14 protein-coding genes are annotated in these 19,227 nt (G+C 67.3%); 4 read left to right on the forward strand and 10 right to left on the reverse strand.

What is annotated here, in order from left to right; all coding sequences use genetic code 11:
- Positions 1–21: 21 nt before the first annotated feature.
- Positions 22–1,845, reverse strand: coding sequence for a tetratricopeptide repeat protein (locus ACSQ25_RS22525; RefSeq protein ID WP_436107872.1), 1,824 nt, complete (start codon positions 1,843–1,845; stop codon positions 22–24).
- A 110-nt stretch (positions 1,846–1,955) separates the two neighbouring features.
- Between ACSQ25_RS22525 and mutM the strand changes: the two genes are divergently transcribed.
- From mutM to mutY, 3 genes are read left to right on the forward strand one after another with little or no spacing between them, the layout of a single operon-like run.
- On the forward strand, positions 1,956–2,789 hold the full coding sequence (gene mutM / locus ACSQ25_RS22530; protein ID WP_436107873.1) for a bifunctional DNA-formamidopyrimidine glycosylase/DNA-(apurinic or apyrimidinic site) lyase: 834 nt from the start codon (positions 1,956–1,958) through the stop codon (positions 2,787–2,789).
- Between the two features lie 41 nt (positions 2,790–2,830).
- On the forward strand, positions 2,831–4,735 hold the full coding sequence (locus ACSQ25_RS22535) for a dynamin family protein (protein ID WP_436107874.1): 1,905 nt from the start codon (positions 2,831–2,833) through the stop codon (positions 4,733–4,735).
- Positions 4,732–5,835 (forward strand): A/G-specific adenine glycosylase, encoded by a 1,104-nt coding sequence (gene mutY, locus ACSQ25_RS22540; protein WP_436107875.1) that lies wholly within the window; start codon positions 4,732–4,734, stop codon positions 5,833–5,835. The genes ACSQ25_RS22535 and mutY overlap by 4 nt, the downstream gene beginning before the upstream one ends.
- 178 nt (positions 5,836–6,013) lie before the next feature.
- Here the strand turns inward: mutY and ACSQ25_RS22545 are convergent, their stop codons facing one another.
- The 8 genes from ACSQ25_RS22545 to ACSQ25_RS22580 all read right to left on the reverse strand — a co-directional run bounded on the left by ACSQ25_RS22545 (position 6,014) and on the right by ACSQ25_RS22580 (position 16,141).
- Positions 6,014–7,156 carry a deoxyguanosinetriphosphate triphosphohydrolase gene (locus ACSQ25_RS22545; protein ID WP_436107876.1) on the reverse strand — a complete coding sequence of 381 codons (1,143 nt, stop codon included), beginning with the start codon at positions 7,154–7,156 and terminating at the stop codon, positions 6,014–6,016.
- Positions 7,153–8,784, reverse strand: a complete 1,632-nt coding sequence (gene aroKB / locus ACSQ25_RS22550; protein ID WP_436108124.1) for a bifunctional shikimate kinase/3-dehydroquinate synthase AroKB — start codon at positions 8,782–8,784, stop codon at positions 7,153–7,155. The genes ACSQ25_RS22545 and aroKB overlap by 4 nt, the downstream gene beginning before the upstream one ends.
- 124 nt (positions 8,785–8,908) lie before the next feature.
- Positions 8,909–11,017: an Ig-like domain-containing protein gene (locus ACSQ25_RS22555; RefSeq protein WP_436107877.1), complete on the reverse strand. Its 2,109-nt coding sequence runs from the start codon at positions 11,015–11,017 to the stop codon at positions 8,909–8,911.
- 40 nt (positions 11,018–11,057) lie between these two features.
- Positions 11,058–13,253 (reverse strand): type IV pilus secretin PilQ, encoded by a 2,196-nt coding sequence (gene pilQ / locus ACSQ25_RS22560; protein ID WP_436107878.1) that lies wholly within the window; start codon positions 13,251–13,253, stop codon positions 11,058–11,060.
- Positions 13,250–13,798, reverse strand: coding sequence for a pilus assembly protein PilP (locus tag ACSQ25_RS22565; RefSeq protein ID WP_436107879.1), 549 nt, complete (start codon positions 13,796–13,798; stop codon positions 13,250–13,252). Before ACSQ25_RS22565 ends, pilQ begins: the two co-directional genes overlap by 4 nt.
- Complete coding sequence (locus tag ACSQ25_RS22570; protein WP_436107880.1) at positions 13,795–14,460, reverse strand: type 4a pilus biogenesis protein PilO; 666 nt, start codon at positions 14,458–14,460, stop codon at positions 13,795–13,797. Before ACSQ25_RS22570 ends, ACSQ25_RS22565 begins: the two co-directional genes overlap by 4 nt.
- The gene (locus tag ACSQ25_RS22575) at positions 14,457–15,077 is read right to left on the reverse strand and encodes a PilN domain-containing protein (RefSeq protein ID WP_436107881.1); all 621 of its coding nucleotides are present in this window, start codon (positions 15,075–15,077) and stop codon (positions 14,457–14,459) included. The genes ACSQ25_RS22570 and ACSQ25_RS22575 overlap by 4 nt, the downstream gene beginning before the upstream one ends.
- Positions 15,077–16,141, reverse strand: a complete 1,065-nt coding sequence (locus ACSQ25_RS22580; RefSeq protein ID WP_436107882.1) for a pilus assembly protein PilM — start codon at positions 16,139–16,141, stop codon at positions 15,077–15,079. The genes ACSQ25_RS22575 and ACSQ25_RS22580 overlap by 1 nt, the downstream gene beginning before the upstream one ends.
- Before the next feature lie 344 nt (positions 16,142–16,485).
- Between ACSQ25_RS22580 and ACSQ25_RS22585 the strand changes: the two genes are divergently transcribed.
- A complete protein-coding gene (locus ACSQ25_RS22585) occupies positions 16,486–18,819 on the forward strand; it encodes a penicillin-binding protein 1A (protein ID WP_436107883.1) in 2,334 nt (777 codons plus the stop codon).
- 62 nt (positions 18,820–18,881) lie between these two features.
- Here the strand turns inward: ACSQ25_RS22585 and cyaY are convergent, their stop codons facing one another.
- Complete coding sequence (gene cyaY, locus ACSQ25_RS22590; protein WP_436107884.1) at positions 18,882–19,211, reverse strand: iron donor protein CyaY; 330 nt, start codon at positions 19,209–19,211, stop codon at positions 18,882–18,884.
- Between the last annotated feature and the right edge of the window lie 16 nt (positions 19,212–19,227).

Raw genomic sequence — 19,227 nt, forward strand, 5'->3', positions numbered from 1 at the left:
GGAATCAAAAGCTGGATTATTTCACAAGCTCTGGCGCAGGCGCGCCAGCGTATTGCGCAGGGTGTCGTTCTGCGGGTCCTTGGCGCGCGCCTCGCGCCACAGTTCCTGGGCAGCGGCCAGCTGTCCCTTCTGGAACAGCACCTCGCCCAGGTGCACGGCGATTTCCGGGTCGCGCCGCAGCGTATAGGCGTTGCGCAGCTGCTTCTCGGCTTCGTCGAGGTTGCCCAGGCGGTACTGGACCCAGCCCATGCTGTCCATGATGAAGGGGTCTCCCGGTGCCATCTCGAGGGCCTTGGCGACGAGGGTGTGGGCTTCCTGCAGGCGGATATTGCGCTCGGCCAGCGAATAGCCGAGGGCGTTGTAGGCGTGGTGGTTGTCCGGCGCCAGCACCATCACTTCGCGCAGCGCCTTTTCCATCGTCTCGACGCGGCCGATCTTCTCGGCCAGCAAGGCGAAGTCGTACAGCAGGTCAGGGTTCTTCGGGAAGCGCTTGGCGGCCGCTTCCATCAGCGTGAAGGCTTCGAGCGTACGGCCGGCGTCGCGCAGCAGCTGCGATTCGGCCACCGCCACCTGGGCCTGCTGCGCCGGCTCGGTCGGTTTCAGGCCGGCCAGCAGCTTGCGTCCGCCTGCCAGGTCGCCCTGGCGGCCCAGCAGCTGGGCGCGGCGCAGCTGGGCGCTGAGCATGAGCTGGGGTTCGGTCCCTGCGGGCACTTTCTCGAGCCAGGCCTGGGCGCCCGGATAATCGCCGCGCTCTTCCGCGATCTGCGCCAGGATCAGGAGCGCGCGGGTCGGGTCACGCTCGTCTTCGGGGTTGCGGCCGAGCACCTCGACGAAGCGGGTGAAATAGCCTTCGGCAGCCTTGACGTCGTTCATCTGGGTCGCCAGCACGCCCAGCGCATACAGGTTGCCGGCATCCTCGGGGCGCCCCTTGAGCAGGGCTTCGAACTGGGCGCGCGCCTGGGGGTACTGCTTCTGGTTGACCAGCACCTTGGCATGGGCGGCGCGCACTTCACGCGCCTCCGGATGGGTCTTCAGGAAGCTTTCCAGGAAGGCGCCGACCTTGGCGTCGTCCTCGAGCACCTGGGCCATCATCAGCACCGCGATTTCGGAATCGGGCTTGGCGGCAATGGCGGCCTGCGCCGCGGCACGGGCCGCCTCGCGCTCGCCGCGCGCCAGCGCCGCGTGGGCGCGCACGATGTGCGCTTCGAACGTACCGTTGTAGGGCGCGATGACGCGCTCGAGCATCGCGCCGGCGGCTTCCTTGTCCTTGGCGCGGCCCAGCAGCTGCTGGATCTGGAACAGCAACATGCCGCGCGCGTCGGCCGGCGCCTTGCGCAGGCGCTCCACGAAGATCGGCTCGACGTCGGCGATGTTGTCGGACGTGACCACCATGCCGACGAAGTACTGGGTCGCCTCGTCCGACTCCGGATCGAGCTCGCGCCACAGGCGCACGGCGGCCAGGGTGTCGTCGCCCTGGCGCGCGGCCACCGCCATCTCGGCCGCGCGGCGTGCCAGGCGCGGGTCACGGGTCTGTTTCGCCAGCGACAGCATGGTCAGATAGGGGCCCTGCCAATCGCCCTTGCGGAATGCAAACTCGGCCTTAAGTAGCTGGTTCAGCATGCTGCTGGTCAGTTCGACCTTCGGCAGCCGCGCCTCGACTTCGGCCCGGACCTTGGCTTCCAGCTCTTCCTCGCTAGGCGCTTCCGCCACGGTTTCCTGCTCGGCGGCAGCCAATGGCGTGTCCGACGGGGCGGCCACGGGCTGCTGCGCAGTTTGCTGTTCCGGCGCGACAGCGCACGCCGCCAGGATGCTGGAGAGGGTTACAATGACGAAAGCGTTTTTCAAGGCAAGTCCGGGTTCTGAGATGTTGTCTGATTCTACGCTCAAGCATGCGCCCGCGTGCACTGCAGCGCGTTTACTTAATGGCTGCCTAAGACTTTACACGACTCTCCCCCATGCCTGAACTGCCAGAAGTAGAAGTCACCCGGCGCGGTGTCGCGCCCCATATCGAAGGCCGCGTCGTCGAGGGGGTGGTATGCCGCCGCGAAGGCCTGCGCTGGCCCTTCCCGCCCGGTTTATCCGAACTGCTGGCCGGCCGCCGCATCCTGGCAACCGGCCGCCGCGGCAAATACCTCCTGATCGCATTCGAGCACGGCACCCTGATCGTCCACCTCGGCATGTCCGGCCACCTGCGCGTACTGCCGCCGGGGATCGAGCCGCGCAAGCACGACCACTTCGACCTCATCGTGAATGGCCCTGAAGGCAAACAGGTGCTGCGCCTGCACGACCCGCGCCGCTTCGGCGCCGTGCTCTGGCACGCCAAGGACGACGGCGAACTCGACGAGCACCTGCTGCTGCGCGGCCTCGGCGTGGAACCGCTGGACGAAGGCTTTTCCGGCGAACTCCTATGGCGCGCGACCCGCAAGCGCAGTGCCCCGATCAAGCAGGTGCTGCTGGCGGGCGACATCGTCGTCGGGGTCGGCAACATCTACGCCTGCGAAAGCCTGTTCCGCGCCGGGATCAACCCGAAGACGCCGGCCGCGCGCATCAGCCGCGCCCGCTACGACCGGCTGGCAGAGGCCATCAAGGACATCCTTGCCGCCGCGATCGTCCAGGGCGGCAGCACCTTGAAAGACTTTATTGCAGTAAACGGACAATCAGGGTATTTCCAGCAGACATATTTCGTCTATGATCGTGCTGGAGTGCCCTGCCGCAACTGTGGGTCGCCGGTCCGCCAGATCAAACAGGGCCAGCGGTCGACCTTCTACTGCGTGCAGTGCCAGCGCTAAAGGCCGCGCGGATCACCCTGGCCGAACACGGGCATAGAAACATGCAGGATTTTCAACAGTATGGCGCCTGGCGCGCCGCCGTCGCGGAAGCACTGGATGCTTACGGCGCCGCGCTGCGCGAAACGGCGCTGATCGACGGCGCCGGCGAGCAGCAACTCGCGCGTGCGCTGGCGCGCCTGCGCGACGACCGCCTGTCGGTGGCCTTCGTTGCCGAGTTCTCGCGCGGGAAAACCGAGCTGATCAACGCGATCTTCTTCGCCGACTACGGCCAGCGCATCCTGCCGTCCAGCGCCGGACGTACCACCATGTGCCCGACCGAGCTGCTGTACGACCCGGCGCTGCCGCCCTGCATCCGCCTGCTGCCGATCGAGACCCGCAGCCAGCACCTGTCCACCAGCGATTACCGTGACGACGCCGCCGCCTGGACCGTGCTGCCGCTCGAACTCGCCGCGCCGGAACGCATGGGCGACGCCCTGCGCCAGGTGAGCCAGACCCGCCGCGTGCCCGCCGCCGAGGCGCAGCAGTACGGACTGTGGGACCCGGAAGATCCGGACACCGTCACCAGCCTGGGACCGGACGGCACGGTCGAGATCCCGCAGTGGCGCCACGCCATCATCAACCTGCCCCACCCGCTGCTGAAGCAGGGCCTGGTGATCCTCGATACCCCGGGCCTGAACGCGATCGGCACCGAGCCCGAGCTGACCCTCAAGCTGATCCCGAACGCGCACGCGGTGCTGTTCGTCCTGGCCGCCGAGACCGGGGTGACCAAGAGCGACATCGACGTCTGGCGCACCCACATCGGCGCCGGACCGGGACGCCTGGCGGTGCTGAACAAGATCGACGCCATGTGGGACGAGCTGCGCACGCCGCAGGAAAACGAGGCCGAGATCACGCGCCAGCAGCAGCACGCGGCCCAGCTGCTGGGCCTGGACAGCACGCGCGTGTACCCGGTGTCGGCCCAGAAGGCCCTGGTCGGCAAGATCAATGGCGACATGGCCCTGTTCGAGAAGAGCCGCCTGGGCGCACTCGAAGCGGCGCTGTTCCGCGACCTGATCCCGGCGCGCCGCGAGATCGTGCAGCGCCAGCTGCGCACCGACCTCGAACTGCTCGCCGCCGGCCAGCAGGCCCAGGGCATGGCGCGCATGCGCGACCTGGTCGAGCAGCTGCAGGAGCTGAAAAGCCTGCGCGGCAAGAACCAGGGCGTGATCGCGCACATGGTGCGCCGCGTCGAGGCCGAGAAAAAGGAATTCGACGCCAGCCTGTTCAAGCTGCAGGGCACGCGCGCGGTGTTCGCGCGCCTGTCGACCGAGCTGTATTCGACACTGGGCATGGACACCGTGCAGGAACAGACCGATGCGGTGCGCGCCGCCATGCAGGCCGCGCGCTTCGCGACCGGCATGCGCGGCCCGGTACGCAGCTACTTCGAGGCGATGCGCGCGAACCTCGACGCATCGGCCGGCAAGGTGGCCGAGATCGGCGCCATGATGGACAGCATGATCCGCAAGTTCTCGGCCGAGCACGGCCTGTCCCTCAGCAGCCCGATGTCGCTGTCGCTCGATCGCTACCGGAACGAGCTCGACGAGATCGAGGAGCTGTTCCTGAAGCAGTTCGGCACCGCCACCCTGCTCATGACCAGCCGCGCCACCCTGCTCGAACGCTTCTTCGATTCGATCGCCTCGCGCGTGCGCCACGTCTTCCGTGCCGCCAATACCGACGCCGAAGCCTGGCTGAAGGTGATCATGGCGCCGCTCGAGACGGCGATCCGCCAGCACCGCGACCAGCTGCGCCACCGCCAGGCCTCGATCCAGCGCATCTTCGAGGCCACCGACAGCCTGGAGCAGAAGATCGCCGCCTTCGAGGCCAGCCAGGGGGAGCTGGAAGGCACGCGCACCCAGCTGGCCGGCATGGCCGACCGGGTGCTGGCCACCCTGGAGGCGCAAGCATGAAACGCCTCACCGAATTCGACCAGCTGGCCGATCCCACCTTCTCGCAGGCGGTGATCGACTGGCAGCGCAGCCACGGCCGCCATACCCTGCCGTGGCAGAACACGCTTGATGCCTACCGCATCTGGCTGTCCGAGATCATGCTGCAGCAGACCCAGGTGGCTGCGGTGCTGGGCTATTACGCGCGCTTCCTGGAACGCTTCCCGACCGTCCAGGCCCTGGCCGAAGCGCCGGGCGAGGACGTGATGGCGCACTGGAGCGGCCTGGGCTACTACACCCGGGCGCGCAACCTGCACGCCTGCGCCAAGCGCGTGGTGCAGGAGTACGGCGGCGTGTTCCCGGGCGACCCGGCGCTGCTGGCCGAGCTGCCCGGCATCGGCCGCTCGACCGCCGCCGCGATCGCGGCTTTTTCCGTTGGCGCGCGCGCCGCGATCCTGGACGGGAACGTCAAGCGCGTGTTCGCGCGGGTGTTCGGCATCGACCAGTATCCGGGCGAGAAGCGGGTCGAGGACGCGCTGTGGCGCCGCGCCGACGCGCTGCTGCCGGAGCAAGGGATCGAATCCTATACCCAGGGCCTGATGGACCTGGGCGCGACCCTGTGCACCCGCAGCCGGCCGGATTGCCAGCGCTGCCCGCTGCAGGCGCGCTGCGTGGCCTATGCCAGCGACCGCACGGCCGAGCTCCCGGTACGCAAGCCGAAGAAAGCCACGCCGGAAAAGCGCGCCGCGTTGCTGGTGCTGATCGACCGCGGACAGGTGCTGCTGGAGCAGCGCCCGGGCACCGGAATCTGGGGCGGGCTGCTGTCGCTGCCGGAAGTGGATGGGCATCTTGGCGTGGACGTGGCTGCCGTCTCCTCGGCCGAGGTGGCGGCCGCGGCGGCGCAGTTCGGGACGGTGGACGAGGTACAGGCGCTCAGGCCGCTGGTGCACGTGTTCACGCACTACAAGCTGCACATCGCACCCTGGCAGCTGCGGCTGTCGGCGCGCGGCGGCGCGACCGGCAGGCATTTGTGGTGGGACCTGCACACGATCGCGGAGGCGCCGTTGCCGGCGCCGGTCAAGAAGCTGCTGGTGGAGTTGGGGACGCCGGGGTTGTTTGACTGAGTAGGCAGCATTGCGCTACCGCTTGATTTCCCATCACCCTCAAGACCGTCATTCCGGCGAAGGCCGGAATCCAATTTTTCCCGCAGACCGCTTACGCTTGCGTGCACCCGTCAACGTGACGCAACGAAATTAGGTTCCGGCCTTCGCCGGAACGACGGGCTAACGACTGGCGGTTACGTCAGAAGTGATCCAGCGAGAAGATCCTGCGATGCTCGCGGATCGCATACCGGTCCGTCATCCCCGCAATGTAATCCGCAATCTTCCTCGCCTGCCCCATCGGATCCCCCTCCACCTGGTAATCGTTCGGCAGCAGCACCGGGTCGGTCATGAAGGCGTCGAACAGCTCGCGCACGATGCGGCTGGCCTTTACCCGCATGCGGTTCACCTGGAAATGCCGGTACAGGTTCGCGTACAGGAAGCGCTTCAGGGCCGTGGTTTCCGCCCGCATCTGCGGCGAGAACCGGATCAGCGGCGGCGCGGCGCGCACGTCGTCGATGCTCTGCGGCGCCGCTTCCTTCAGCAAGGCGGCCGAGGTGTCGACCAGGTCGGCCGTCATCGCCGTGATCATCAGGCGGATCGTCTCGTACAGCGCGCGCCGGCCCGGCAGGCCGGGATATTGCGCCTCCACCGCGTGCCGGTGGCGCGCGAACAGGGGGACCTCGTCCATCTGCGCCATCGTGAGCAGGCCGGAACGCAGGCCGTCGTCGATGTCGTGGTTGTTGTACGCGATCTCGTCGGCCAGGTTGGTCAGCTGGGCTTCCAGGCTGGGCTGGCTGCGGTCGATGAAGCGCTGCCCCAGCTCGCCCAGCTGGCGCGCATTGGTCAGGGAGCAGTGCTTGAGGATGCCCTCGCGCGTCTCGAAGGTGAGATTGAGGCCGTCGAAGGCGCCGTAGTGCTCCTCCAGCTTGTCGACCACGCGCAGGCTCTGCAGGTTGTGCTCGAAGCCGCCGTAGTCCTTCATGCACTCGTTGAGCACGTCCTGGCCCACGTGGCCGAAGGGCGTGTGCCCGAGGTCGTGGGCCAGCGCGGTGGCCTCGACCAGGTCTTCGTTCAGGCCGAGGCTGCGCGCCAGCGTGCGGCCGATCTGCGCCACCTCGATGCTGTGGGTGAGCCGGGTGCGGAACAGGTCGCCCTCGTGGTTCAGGAAGACCTGGGTCTTGTACTCGAGCCGGCGGAAGGCGGTCGAGTGGATGATGCGGTCGCGGTCGCGCTGGAACTCGCTGCGTGAACCTGCCGGCGGTTCCGGATGTTGCCGGCCGCGCGACTTCGACGAATGGGCTGCATAGGGGGCAAGGCGTGCGTCGAAGTCCATGGTGTTCATTCCTCCGGGGCGGTCACGCAGGCGGCCAGGGTGGCCTTCAGGACCTCCGGCGGCACCGTCGTGATCGACGGGCTGCCCAGCGGCTTGAGCAGGATGAACTTGATCTCCCCGCCCTCGTTCTTCTTGTCCACCGCCATCAGCTCGATCCAGCGTTCCGCGCCCAGGTTGGGCGCCACGACCGGCAGGCCGGCCGCCTGCACCAGCTTGCGCACGCGCTTGACGGTCGCCGCATCGATCAGGCCGAGGCGCGCCGACAGGTCGGCCGCCATCACCATGCCGCAGCCGACGGCTTCGCCGTGCAGCCAGGTGCCGAAGCCCAGGCCGGCCTCGATCGCGTGGCCGAAGGTGTGGCCGAAGTTGAGCACGGCGCGCAGGCCGCCTTCGCGTTCGTCCTTGCGCACCACCTCGGCCTTGATCTCGCAGGAGCGCGCGATCGCATAGGCCATCGCTTCCGGCTCGCGCGCCACCAGCTTGTCGATGTTGGCCTCGATCCAGTCGAAGTAGGCGGCGTCGAGGATGGCGCCGTGCTTGATCACCTCGGCCAGGCCGGCCGCCAGCTCGCGCGGCGGCAGGGTGTCGAGGGTGGCGGTGTCGGTAATCACGGCGCGTGGCTGGTAGAAGGCGCCGATCATGTTCTTGCCGAGCGGGTGGTTGATGCCGGTCTTGCCGCCCACCGAGGAATCGACCTGCGACAGCAGCGTGGTCGGCACCTGCACGAAGGGCACGCCGCGCATGTAGCTGGAGGCGGCGAAGCCGGCCAGGTCGCCGATCACGCCGCCGCCCAGCGCGACGATGGTGGTCTTGCGGTCGCATTTGGCGGCCAGCAGCGCGTCGTACACCAGGTTCAGCGACTGCCAGTTCTTGTGCTCCTCGCCGTCCGGCAGGATGATCTCGACCACCTCGCGGCCGGCCGCGCGCAGGGCGCCGGCGACCCGCGCCAGGTACAGCGGCGCGACGGTGGTATTGGTGACGATGGCGGCCTTGCCGCCGTCGATGTGGCGCTCGAGCAGCGTGGCGTCGGCCAGGAGGTTCGGGCCGATCGTGATGGGGTAGCTGCGCTCGCCCAGTTCGACGTTGAGGGTAGTTGGTGCCGGTTGATTCATCGCGTTCATCGGGTCGCTTGCCAGTTGCTGCGCACGCGTGGAGGCGAGCGCATCGAGCTGGTCCAAAATGGTCTGTACCATCGATTGTACGTTAGGTCGGCCGGTGTCGATGACGAGGTCCGCAATCTCGCGGTACAGCGGGTCGCGCTGGGCCAGCAATTCCTCGAGCTTGGCGCGCGGGTCGGCGGTCTGCAGCAGCGGGCGGTTCTTGTCGTGCGAGGTGCGCTGCAGGATGCTGCCGATGGTCGCGCGCAGGTAGATCACGGTGCCGCGGCTGGCCAGCAGCGCGCGGCTGGCCGGATTCAGCACCGCGCCGCCGCCGGTGGCCAGCACCAGGCCCTCCTGCGCGCTCAGTTCGCGGATCATGTCCGCTTCGCGCCGGCGGAAACTGGCTTCGCCCTCGATCTCGAAGATCCAGGGGATCGTGGCGCCGGTGCGGGCTTCGATCTCGTGGTCGGAATCGACGAAGCGCATGTCGAGCTTGCGCGCCAGCTGGCGCCCGATGGTGGTCTTCCCGGCCCCCATCAGGCCGACCAGGAAGATATTGTTGTTCTTGGGATGAGGCACTGCCAGGTCCGCAGAAATAAAAAAAAAGACGGCCAGTATAGACTGGCCGCCTTCGGTTACGCCAACAAAAACGCCAGCGGTGTCAGTTCGACCGGAAGTTGTAGCCGGTCACGTTGCCCCTCGGCGTCGCCACGCGCAGCATGAAACTGCCCGAAGCGCAGGCGCTGTCCGGCTTGACCGTGACGTGGTGGATGGTGCCGCCGATGGCATTGGTCGAGGGGACCGCCTCCGGCAGGATGACCGACAGCGAGAGCTTGGTGGCATCCGCGCCCGTCACCGCGGTACCGGCCGGCATCGGGTTGTTCTTGACGTCGTACAGGCGGAACGACAGGGTCTGCGGCGTGCAGTTGGCGCCGGCCACACCCTGGATCACGGCCGCGTCGCCGTCGGCGGTGGTCCAGTCGCGGCAGACCTCGCCGGTGCAGACCTGGCGCGCCAGGTTAGCCTGGGAACCGCTGAACACCACCTCGATCGAGCGGCGGATGTAGTTCAGGCCCCACTTGGCGTCGCCGGCGGCGCTGTAGCTGCTGCGGTTGAACGGGAACGGCAGGTCGCCCTTGGGCGCCTCGTAGATGCCGTCCAGGCTGTGCTTGGTCGCCGGCTGGCCGCTCACGATGGCGTGGTTGCCGGTGTCGAGGAAGGGGTCGGCCAGGTCGACGTGGGGTTCGCCACCCGACGGGCAGACGTCGACCAGCGGACGGTAAGGCGTGCTGCCGGTGTAGCCGGTGCAGGAATACTGGCCATCGCCGTTGCTGTCGGTGAAGTCCTCGATGCCCTGCAGGTAGGCCAGCACCGTGACGCGGCCGTTCTCCGGGCGGAAGGCCTGGCTGCGAAGCGCGACCGTGCAGCCGCCGTCCTTGGTCACGCAGGCGCCCTGGGCCGAGCTGCCGACCGCGCCGCCTTCGGTGACGAAGTTGACGGCGGTGTTGTCCGACACCGGGTTGCCGTACTGGTCGGCCAGCAGCACCGTGATGTTGGTGGTCTCGCTGTCGTAGTTGAGGCCTTCGATGTTGTACTTCTCGGCGCTCATCGACATGAAGCGCTGCATCGGCAGGCCGGTCGAGATGGTCAGGGTGTCCGACAGGCCGCTGATCTTCACGCCGTTGCGGGTCGCTTCGGCGACCACGCGCACCGGGGTCGGCACCGTGCCCGACGAGACCATGGTCATGACCGAACCGGTCGCATCGGTGGTGGCACGGCTTGGGGACACGGTGAGGCCGCCGGTATTGGTGGTGGCGCTGAAGTTGACGTCCACGCCCGGCAAGCCGTTGCCGTGCTGGTCGACCACGCGGAAGCTGATCTGGGCCGCTTCGGTGCGGCCCTGGCCGCCCGAGCCCTTCAGCACGATCGAGCTGCCGGACACGCTGCTGCCCGAGAACTGGATCGCGCCGATGTTGGCGGCGCCCACGTCCAGGCTGATGGTCTGGGTCGAGTTGCCGATCGAGACGCTGAGGGTGTCGCGGCCGCGCAGGCAACCGTTGTTGGTGTAGGTGGCAGTCTGGATGCCGTTGGCGAAGGCGCCCGGCACCAGGGTGGCGGTGCCGTCGCCCACGCACAGCGAGCTCATGTTCAGGCCCGACACCGAGGTGGCCGGCTGGCCGCCGCTGGTGACCGGGATGCTCAGCGAGACGGTGCTGAAGGCAGGCAGGGTGCCGGACGGGGCCGGCGAGAAGGCCAAGCTGCCGACGGTCAGCGGAGCGGCGCCGACCGCGATATTGCTGCTGGCCGTGGCGGTCTTGCCTTCCACCACCGAGGTCGCGGTGATCGCGGTGGCGCCGGCCGAGGTCACGCCGGCCGGCTTGACCGACACCACGGCCACGCCGTTCGCATCGGTCAGGGCCGAGCCGGTCTCCGGGGTGAAGCTCACCAGGGTGCCGGCGCTCGCGGTGAACTGCACGATGGCGTTCGCGGCCGGCTTGCCGGCGGCGGTCAGCACGGTCGCCTTGACCGTGGCGCTCTGGCCGCCGGACAGCGAGGTGATGGTGGCGCCGCTGCCGTCGGTCAGGGCAAGGGTGATCTTGGGATCGCTGGCGACCGGGGTGGTGGTGCCGCCGCCGGTGCCGGTGCCGGTGCCGCCGCCACTGACCGGGCCGGTGCTGCCCGGGTTGCCGCCGCCGCCGCCGCAGGCGGCCAGGGTTGCCGCCAGCAGCAATGCGATGCCGGCCTGGATGGTATTCGTATTCTTGTTCATGTGACGTTCGTTGTTGTGTTTATTGGTCAGCTGGCGCGTCTCAGCGTCCGGCGGCGGCGTCCGTCACGATTTTCGGCGTGATGAACACCAGCAGTTCGGTCTTGGTGCTTTCGCGGCCGGTCGTCTTGAACAGGTAGCCGACCACCGGCACGTCGCCCAGCAGCGGGACCTTTTGCTCGTTGTTGCGCTCGGTCTGCTGGTAGATCCCGCCCAGCACCACCGTGCCGCCGTTCTCGACCATCACCTTGGTCTTCACGTGCTGGGTGTTGATCGCCGGGCCGGCGCGGGTTTCCTCGCCTTTCGAGTCCTTGTTGACGTCGACTTCGAGCACGACGTTGCCGTCCGGGGTGATCTGCGGGGTCACTTCCAGGCGCAGGTTGGCCTTCTTGAAGGTGATCGAGGTCGCGCCGCTGCTGGTGGCGACCTGGTACGGCAGTTCGATACCCTGCTCGATCACGGCGATCTGCTTGTCTTCGGTGACCACGCGCGGGCTCGAGATGATCTTGCCCTTGCCGTCGGCTTCCAGGGCCGACAGTTCCAGGTTGAGGAAGCGGTTGGCCGCCGAGGAGAACAGGCTGAAGGCCAGCGAGGAGGCCGGCGTGCCGCCGATCGCCGCGGCCGGCAGGTTCACCATCGTGGTGTTGGTGTAGCCGTCGCCGTTGTCCGGGGTCTGGCCGGTGACCTGGCCGACGCCGGTCAGGTTGCCGCCGATGGCAACCCGCTCGTTGCCCCTGACTTGCCAGCCCGAATCGCCGCCGCGCAGGGTGCGCAGGTCGGCGAAGCCCAGCTTGGCGCCGAGGTTGCGCGAGAAGCCGTCGTTGGCTTCGACCAGGCGCGCCTCGATCAGCACCTGCTTGGAGGCGACGTCGGTCTTCTGGATCAGCTTGCGGATATCCTCGATCTTGGACGCGATGTCGGTCACGAACAGCTGGTTGGTGCGCGGGTCGATGATGGCGCTGCCGCGCTTGGACAGCACGCGGTTCCTGCCGCCGCCGTCGGCGGAAGCGCCGCCTTCCGTATCCAGGCCGAACACGTTACGGAAGGACTCGACCTTCTGGTAGTTCAGCTGGAAAATCTCGGAGCGCAGCGGCTCGAGGTCGGCGATCTGGGCACGCTGCTCGAGCTCGAGCTTTTCCTTGGTCAGCAGTTCTTCCTTCGGCGCGATCCACAGCACGTTGCCGTTCTTGCGCATGTCCAGGCCCTTGGCCTGCAGCACCACGTCGAGGGCCTGGTCCCAGGGCACGTCGCGCAGGCGCAGGGTCAGGTTGCCGGTGACCGAATCGCTGGTGATGATGTTCAGGCCCGAGATGTCGGCGATCGCCTGCAGCGCGGCGCGCACTTCCACACTCTGGAAATTGAAGGACAGCTTTTCGCCGCGGTAGCCGGTGGCGGTGCCGCCCGGGCGGTTCGGGTCTTCGCGGACCGGACGCACGTCAACGATCAGCTGGGTGTCGCTCTGGTAGACCGACTGTTCCCATGCGCCCTTCGCATCGATCACCATGCGCACGTTCTCGCCCTGGGTGCTGGTGGTGACGCGCGACACCGGGGTGCCGAAGTCGGTCACGTCGAGGCGGCGGCGCAGCGATTCCGGCAGGCCGGTGCGCAGGAAGTCGACGATCACCTGGTTGCCGGCCTGGCGCACGTCGACGCCGACCTGGCCGTTCGGCAGGTCGACCACGACCCGGCCTTCGCCGTTGTTGCCGCGGCGGAAGTCGAGGTCGCGCAACATCTGACGGGTGGCCGGGGCAGGCTGGCTGCTGGCGACCGGCAGGCCGGACGCGTTCACGGCCTGGGCCACGCCGCCCGAACCTTCGACCGTGACGATCACCGACTTGCCGTCGATGGCGGTGGCGTAGTTCAGTGCGCGCGCCATGTTCAGCACCAGGCGGGTGCGCTCGCCGGCCTGCACCAGGTTCAGGCTGCGCACGTCGCCGAGGTTGATGTCCTGTGAAGCCTTGCCGGTGGCGTTGCTGGTGGCGCCGAAGTCGAGCGCGATGCGTGCCGGATTGGTGATCGAGAAGCCGATCGGCGGCTTGGCCGGGGCCTGGCGCATGGCGATGTTCAGGACCACGTTGGCGCCCTGCTGGTTGGCCGTGATCGATTCGATGGCATTTCCCTGCGCCGCGGCTGCACCCGCGCCGAGCGCGAGCAGAACGGCAGCCCCGCAGCGCGCCAGCCAGGCCGGCACGGTGATGCGGAGGGTGCGAATGTGTTGCGTGTTGATGCCTGGGCTCATTTCCCGCTCTCCTTGCTTTCCGCCAACTCGATCGTCGCCTTGCGCTCGACCCAGTCGCCGGTGGCGTCCTGCACTACTTCCCTGATGTCGATCGCGCCTTCGCTGATGCGCGTGACCAACCCGTGATTCTGTCCGATGCGCTGGCCGGCCTTCACCTGGAAGATCGACGCATCGATCTGTACCAGCGCGTAGCTGACGCCGCCCTTCTGCAGCGTGCCGACCATGCGCATGACGTCGAGCGGGTAGTTCTCGAGCACCTCGCGCGGACGGGTGTCGTCCGGCTGCAGCGGGTTGCTGCTGGTGCCTCCCACCCGCGCCATGTCGTTGCGCAGCTTGGCCTCGCTGAAGGGCTCGATCGCTTCGCCCGGATTGTAGGCGTAGGGGACGAATTCCTTCGGTTCCGGCAGCGGCTTCACGGCCGGCACGGTCTCGCGCTCGACCTGCTTCATCCAGTCGCGCACCTCCTGCACGTCGCCGTCGCCGCAGCCGGCGAGGAGCGCCAGCACGCCGGCCATGCAGGCCTTTCGCATCATGTCGCGCATCATTTCGCCGCTCCTTCCTTGGCCTTCTTCTCCTTGCGCGCCTTTTTCTGGGCGCCGATCTCGTCGGCGTCGAGGTAGCGGAAGGTCTTGGCCACTGCGTCCAGCTGCAGGGTGCCGTCCTTCGTGCTCAGCACCATGTTGTTGAGCGTGACGATGCGCGGCAGGTTGGCCATGTCGGCGGCAAAGGCGCCGACGTCGTTGTACTTGCCGCTCACCTTGATGTCGATCGGCAGTTCGGCGTAGTAGTCGCGGATCACTTCCTGGCCCGGCTTGAACAGCTCGAAGGACAGGCCGCGGCCGACGCCGGCCTGGTTGATGTCGGACAGCAGGTCCGCCATCTCCGACTTGCTCGGCAGCTGCTTCTCGAGGCGGACCACGTACTGGTCGACCTGGGCCTTCTGGGCCTGCAGGGCATCGAGGTTGATGGCCTGGGCCATCTTGATCCGGTATTCGTCGCGCAGCTGGGCTTCCTGGGCGGCGCCCGCTTCCTGTTCGGTGAACTGGCCGTCCCAGTAGAAGAAGTAGCCGAGGCCGATGACGGCCGCCATCACGCCGGCCGCGCACAGCAGGCGCGGGGCCAGCGGCCACTGGCCGGGCTGGCGGCCCTGCAGGTCCTGGAATTGCGCCGCCAGCTGGGCGCCGAGGTCTTTGAGATCGATATTCATGGTGTGCCAGTCCCGGTCGGCGCCTTGGCCACGGCTTCGGCCGCGGCCGGGTCCTGTTCGCGCGGACGCTTGATCGCCACGTCCAGCTGGAACTCGACGACCTTGCGGCCGGTCGTGCCCTGGCCCAGGGTGGCGACCTTCACTTCGGTCAGGTTCGGGCGCTCCAGCCAGGGCGAGGCGCCGGACACGTTGCGCAGCAGTTCGGCGACCCGCTCCTGCGACTGGGCGTAGCCGTTCAGGGTGACGCGCTGGCCGTCCTGCCTGAACGACTTCAGGTACACGCCGTCCGGCGTCTGGCGCACCAGTTCGTCCAGCACGTAGACCGGCTGGTTGCGGTCGCTCTGCAGGTCTTCGACGGCCTGCTGGCGCGCCTTCAGGGCCTCGATTTCTTCCTTGAGGGTCTTGATCTGGCCGATCTTCTTGTCCAGTTCCGCGCTGGCCTGCTTGAGCACCAGGTTGCGTTCGTTCTGGACCGAGATGCGGCTGGCGTTCCAGGCGCCGACCAGCAGCACCACGGCGGCGCCGGCGACGCCGCCCGCGGCCAGCAGCGCGACGAAGGCCGCCTGCTTCTGCTTGCGCTTCGCTTCGCGGTGGGGTAAGAGGTTAATCCGGATCATCAGCCGAACCTCCGCAGGGCCAGGCCGCAGGCGACCAGGTAGGCGGAGCCTTCCTGGCGCAGCTGCTGTTCGCGCACCAGCGGGCCGTAGGACATGCCGTTGAAGGGCGCCACGATGCTGCTCGGGATGCGGGTGCGTCCGCCGATCAGCTCGAGCAATCCCGGCAGCGCGGCGCAGCCGCCGGCCAGGTAGAGCTGGTCGATCCGGGTATAGGGCGTGGACGTGAAGAAGAACTGGATCGCGCGCGTGACTTCCAGCGCGGCGCTTTCCAGGAAGGGCGTGAGCAGCTCGGCGCGGTAGTTCTCCGGCAGGTCGTCGGCGCGCTTGCGGGTTTCCGCTTCCTCGAACGAGAGGCCGTAGGCGCGCACGATGTCCTGGGTCAGCTGGTTGCCGCCGAAAGGCTGCTCGCGCTCGTAGATGGTCTCGCCGTTCTGCAGCACCGACACGTGGGTGGCCTGGGCGCCGATCTGGAACAGCGCGACGATCTGGTCCGGCTTGGCGCCCGCGGCCCGGTCCAGGGCGGCGCGCGCGGCATAGGATTCGATGTCCATCACGGTGGCGGTGAGGCCGGCCGCTTCGGCGATCGCCACGCGGTCCTCGACCTTCTCGCGGCGCGCGGCGGCCAGCATGACTTCCATGTCTTCCTGCGAGTTCGGGGCCTGGCCGATCACGTCGAAGTCGAGGCTGACCTCGTCGAGCGCGAAGGGAATGTACTGGCTGGCTTCCGACTCCACCTGCACTTCCAGCTGGTCTTCCGACAGGCCGGCCGGCAGGATGATTTTCTTGGTGATGACCGCGGCCGGCGGCATGCCCAGCGCCACGTGCCTGGCCTTGGTGCCGCTCTTTTTCCAGACGCGGCGCACGGCCTCGGCCACCTGTTCGATGTTTTCGATGTTGCCGTCCACGACCGCGCCACGCGGCAGCGGTTCGGCGGCATAGCGCTCCAGGCGCAGTTCACCCTTGCCGGCGTCTTCCAGCTCGACCAGGCGAACGCCCGAGGTGCTGATGTCGAGCCCTGCCAATGGCGGACTGGACTTTCCGAACAAGGAACCTAGATTGATCACGAGCGTACTCCTCGGCTGCCCTTCCCGCTTCAAAGCAGGATCTTGTGTTGAACGCCCGCTGGGGGATATGTCCTGTTAAATCACTGAGTTGGTGCATATTTATGAGGCACCGCGTTAGATCGTACTGAAAAGGATGCACCCAGACAAGATATTTCTATGAGGGAACACATCAATCCGGCGCATGCGCGCCACACTCTGGCAGAGAGTGTTATCACCGCTGCCACGACCGTTTCCTGCTTGCCATTGTTCTGCTTGCTTTCGCTTAAGTTCGTACTCAGCAGGGAGTGTGTCACCGTTGAAACGCGTGACTTATAATGGGACGGTTCAAGGGAGTGAAAACAAGCATGAAAGAGAAACAATCGTCCAACCAGGGCGCGTCGAAGTACAGCCCGAAGCGCCTGGTCCTGCTGGCGCTCGGCGCCCTCACCGGCCTGGCCGCCATCGGCGTGCTGGTGCTCGTGTTCGCGCTCGCGATGGCCTATCCGAACCTGCCCGCGCTCGACACCATCACCGACTACCGGCCCAAGATGCCGCTGCGGATCTTCACCGCCGATAACGTCCTGATCGGCGAGTTCGGCGAAGAGCGCCGCACCCTGGTGCGCTTCAAGGACATCCCGGACGTCATGAAGAAGGCGGTGCTGTCGATCGAGGACGACCGCTTCTACGAGCACAGCGGCATCGACTACTGGGGCATCCTGCGCGCGGTCTTCCGCAACGCCACCGGCAGCACGCGCCAGGGCGCCTCGACCATCACCCAGCAGGTGGCGCGCAACTTCTTCCTGTCGTCCGAGCAGACCTTCAAGCGCAAGGCCTATGAAGCGATGCTGGCCTGGAAGATCGAGAAGAACCTGAGCAAGGACCAGATCCTCGAGCTCTACATGAACCAGATCTACCTGGGCCAGCGCGCCTTCGGCTTCCAGTCGGCGGCCCAGATCTATTTCGGCAAGGACCTGCGCGACATCAGCGTGGCCGAAGCCGCGATGCTGGCCGGCCTGCCGAAGGCGCCGTCCGCCTACAATCCTGTCGTCAACCCGACCCGCGCCAAGACCCGCCAGCAGTACATCCTGCAGCGCATGCATTCGCTCGGCTACATCACCGACGCCCAGTACGCGCAGGCCAAGGACGAACGGCTCATCATCAAGACCGACAGCACCGCCTTCGGCGTGCATGCCGAGTACGTGGCCGAGATGGCGCGCCAGCTGGTCTACGAGCAGTTCAAGGAAGACACCTATACCCGCGGCCTGAACGTGTTCACCACCATCACCAAGGCCGACCAGGACGCGGCCTACCTGGCGGTGCGCCGCGGTGTGATGGAGTACGAGCGCCGCCATCCCTACCGCGGCCCGGAATCCTATATCGAGATCCCGCGCGAGAAAGGCGAAGCCGAGGAAGCGATCGAGGCCGAACTGGCCGAGCATCCGGACAGCGACAACATCGTCGCCGCCATCGTGCTGCAAGCTTCGCCGGCCAAGGTGAGCGCCACCATCGCCTCGGGCGAGACCATCGAGATGACCGGTCCGGGCCTGTCCTTCGCCAAGGCCTGGCTGTCCGAGAAGGCCGCGCCGAACCGCCGCCTGCGCCGCGGCGCCGTAATCCGCGTGATGCAGGACGACGAATCGAAGTGGGTCATTACCCAGATGCCGGAAGTGGAATCGGCCTTCGTGGCGGCCAGCACCGAGGACGGCGCGATCCGCGCGCTGGTGGGCGGCTTCGACTTCAACCGCAACAAGTTCAACCACGTGACCCAGGCCTGGCGCCAGCCGGGTTCCTCGTTCAAGCCCTTCATCTATTCGGCCTCGCTCGAGCGCGGCCTGTCGCCGGCGACCGTCGTCAACGACGCCCCGATCTCGTTCGACGCCGGCCAGACCGGCGGCCAGGCCTGGGAGCCGAAGAACTACGACAACAAGTACGAAGGCCCGATGACCATGCGACGCGGCCTGACCCAGTCGAAGAACATGGTTTCGATCCGCATCCTGAACAAGATCGGCGCGCGCTACGGCCAGGAATTCGCGACCCGCTTCGGCTTCGACCCGGACCGCAACCCGGCCTACCTGACCCTGGCGCTGGGCGCCGGCTCGACCACGCCGCTGCAGATGGCCGGCGCCTACGCCGTGTTCGCGAACGGCGGCTACCGCATCAGTCCCTACATCATCTCGAAGGTGACCGACAGCGACGGCAAGGTGCTGTCGGAAGCGCGTCCCGAGCGCGCCGGCGTCGAAGCGAACCGCGTGATCGACGCCCGCAACGCCTTCCTGGTCGACAGCATGCTGAAGGACGTGGTGCGCTACGGTACCGCGGCCAAGGCGATGTCGCTCAAGCGCAGCGACCTGGCCGGCAAGACCGGCACCACCAACGACTCGGTCGACGCCTGGTTCGCCGGCTACCACCCGAAGCTGGTGGGCATCGCCTGGATCGGCTACGACCAGCCGAAGAACCTCGGCAACCGCGAGACCGGCGGCGGCCTGGCCCTGCCGATCTGGATCGGCTACATGGGCAAGGCGCTCAAGGGCGAGGAGATGGCCGAGCGCGAAGTACCGTCCGGCCTGGTGCTGGCCAACGGCGAGTACTACTACGCCGAGACGCCGCCGGGCACCGGGGTGCAGGCGCTGGACGTCGGCCCGCCGCCGGCGCCGGCCGAGCAGAAACAGCGCGACGCGGTCAGGAACGAGCTGTTCTGATTATTGACCAGCCGTAAAAAATGGCAGCCCACGGGCTGCCATTTTTGCTCCTGCCGCACAAATCAGCCCAGCGCCACCGGCGCCCCACCCTGCTCCGTCACGTACTGCGACAGCGAGGCGAACAGCTCGGTATCGTCGCGCGTATTGCGCCACTCGTCGCCCACGCGCTTGTAGTGGAAACCGCCCGAGCGCGCCGCTACCCACATTTCCTGCAGCGGGGCCTGGCTGTTGATGATGATCTTCGACGCGTTGTCGAGGAACTCCACCTCCAGCACGTTGCCGCTGCGCTTGCACTCGACGTCGACCACGTCGTCGTCGTTCAGCTTGTCGAGGCAGGCCTCGATGCGGTCCAGGGTGCTTTCGGCCAGCGCCAAAAATTCGGATTCGGTCATGCTACACTCCAAAGTC

Origin of the sequence: Massilia sp. LjRoot122 (assembly GCF_964252725.1) — a bacterium.
Lineage (GTDB): Bacteria > Pseudomonadota > Gammaproteobacteria > Burkholderiales > Burkholderiaceae_D > Telluria.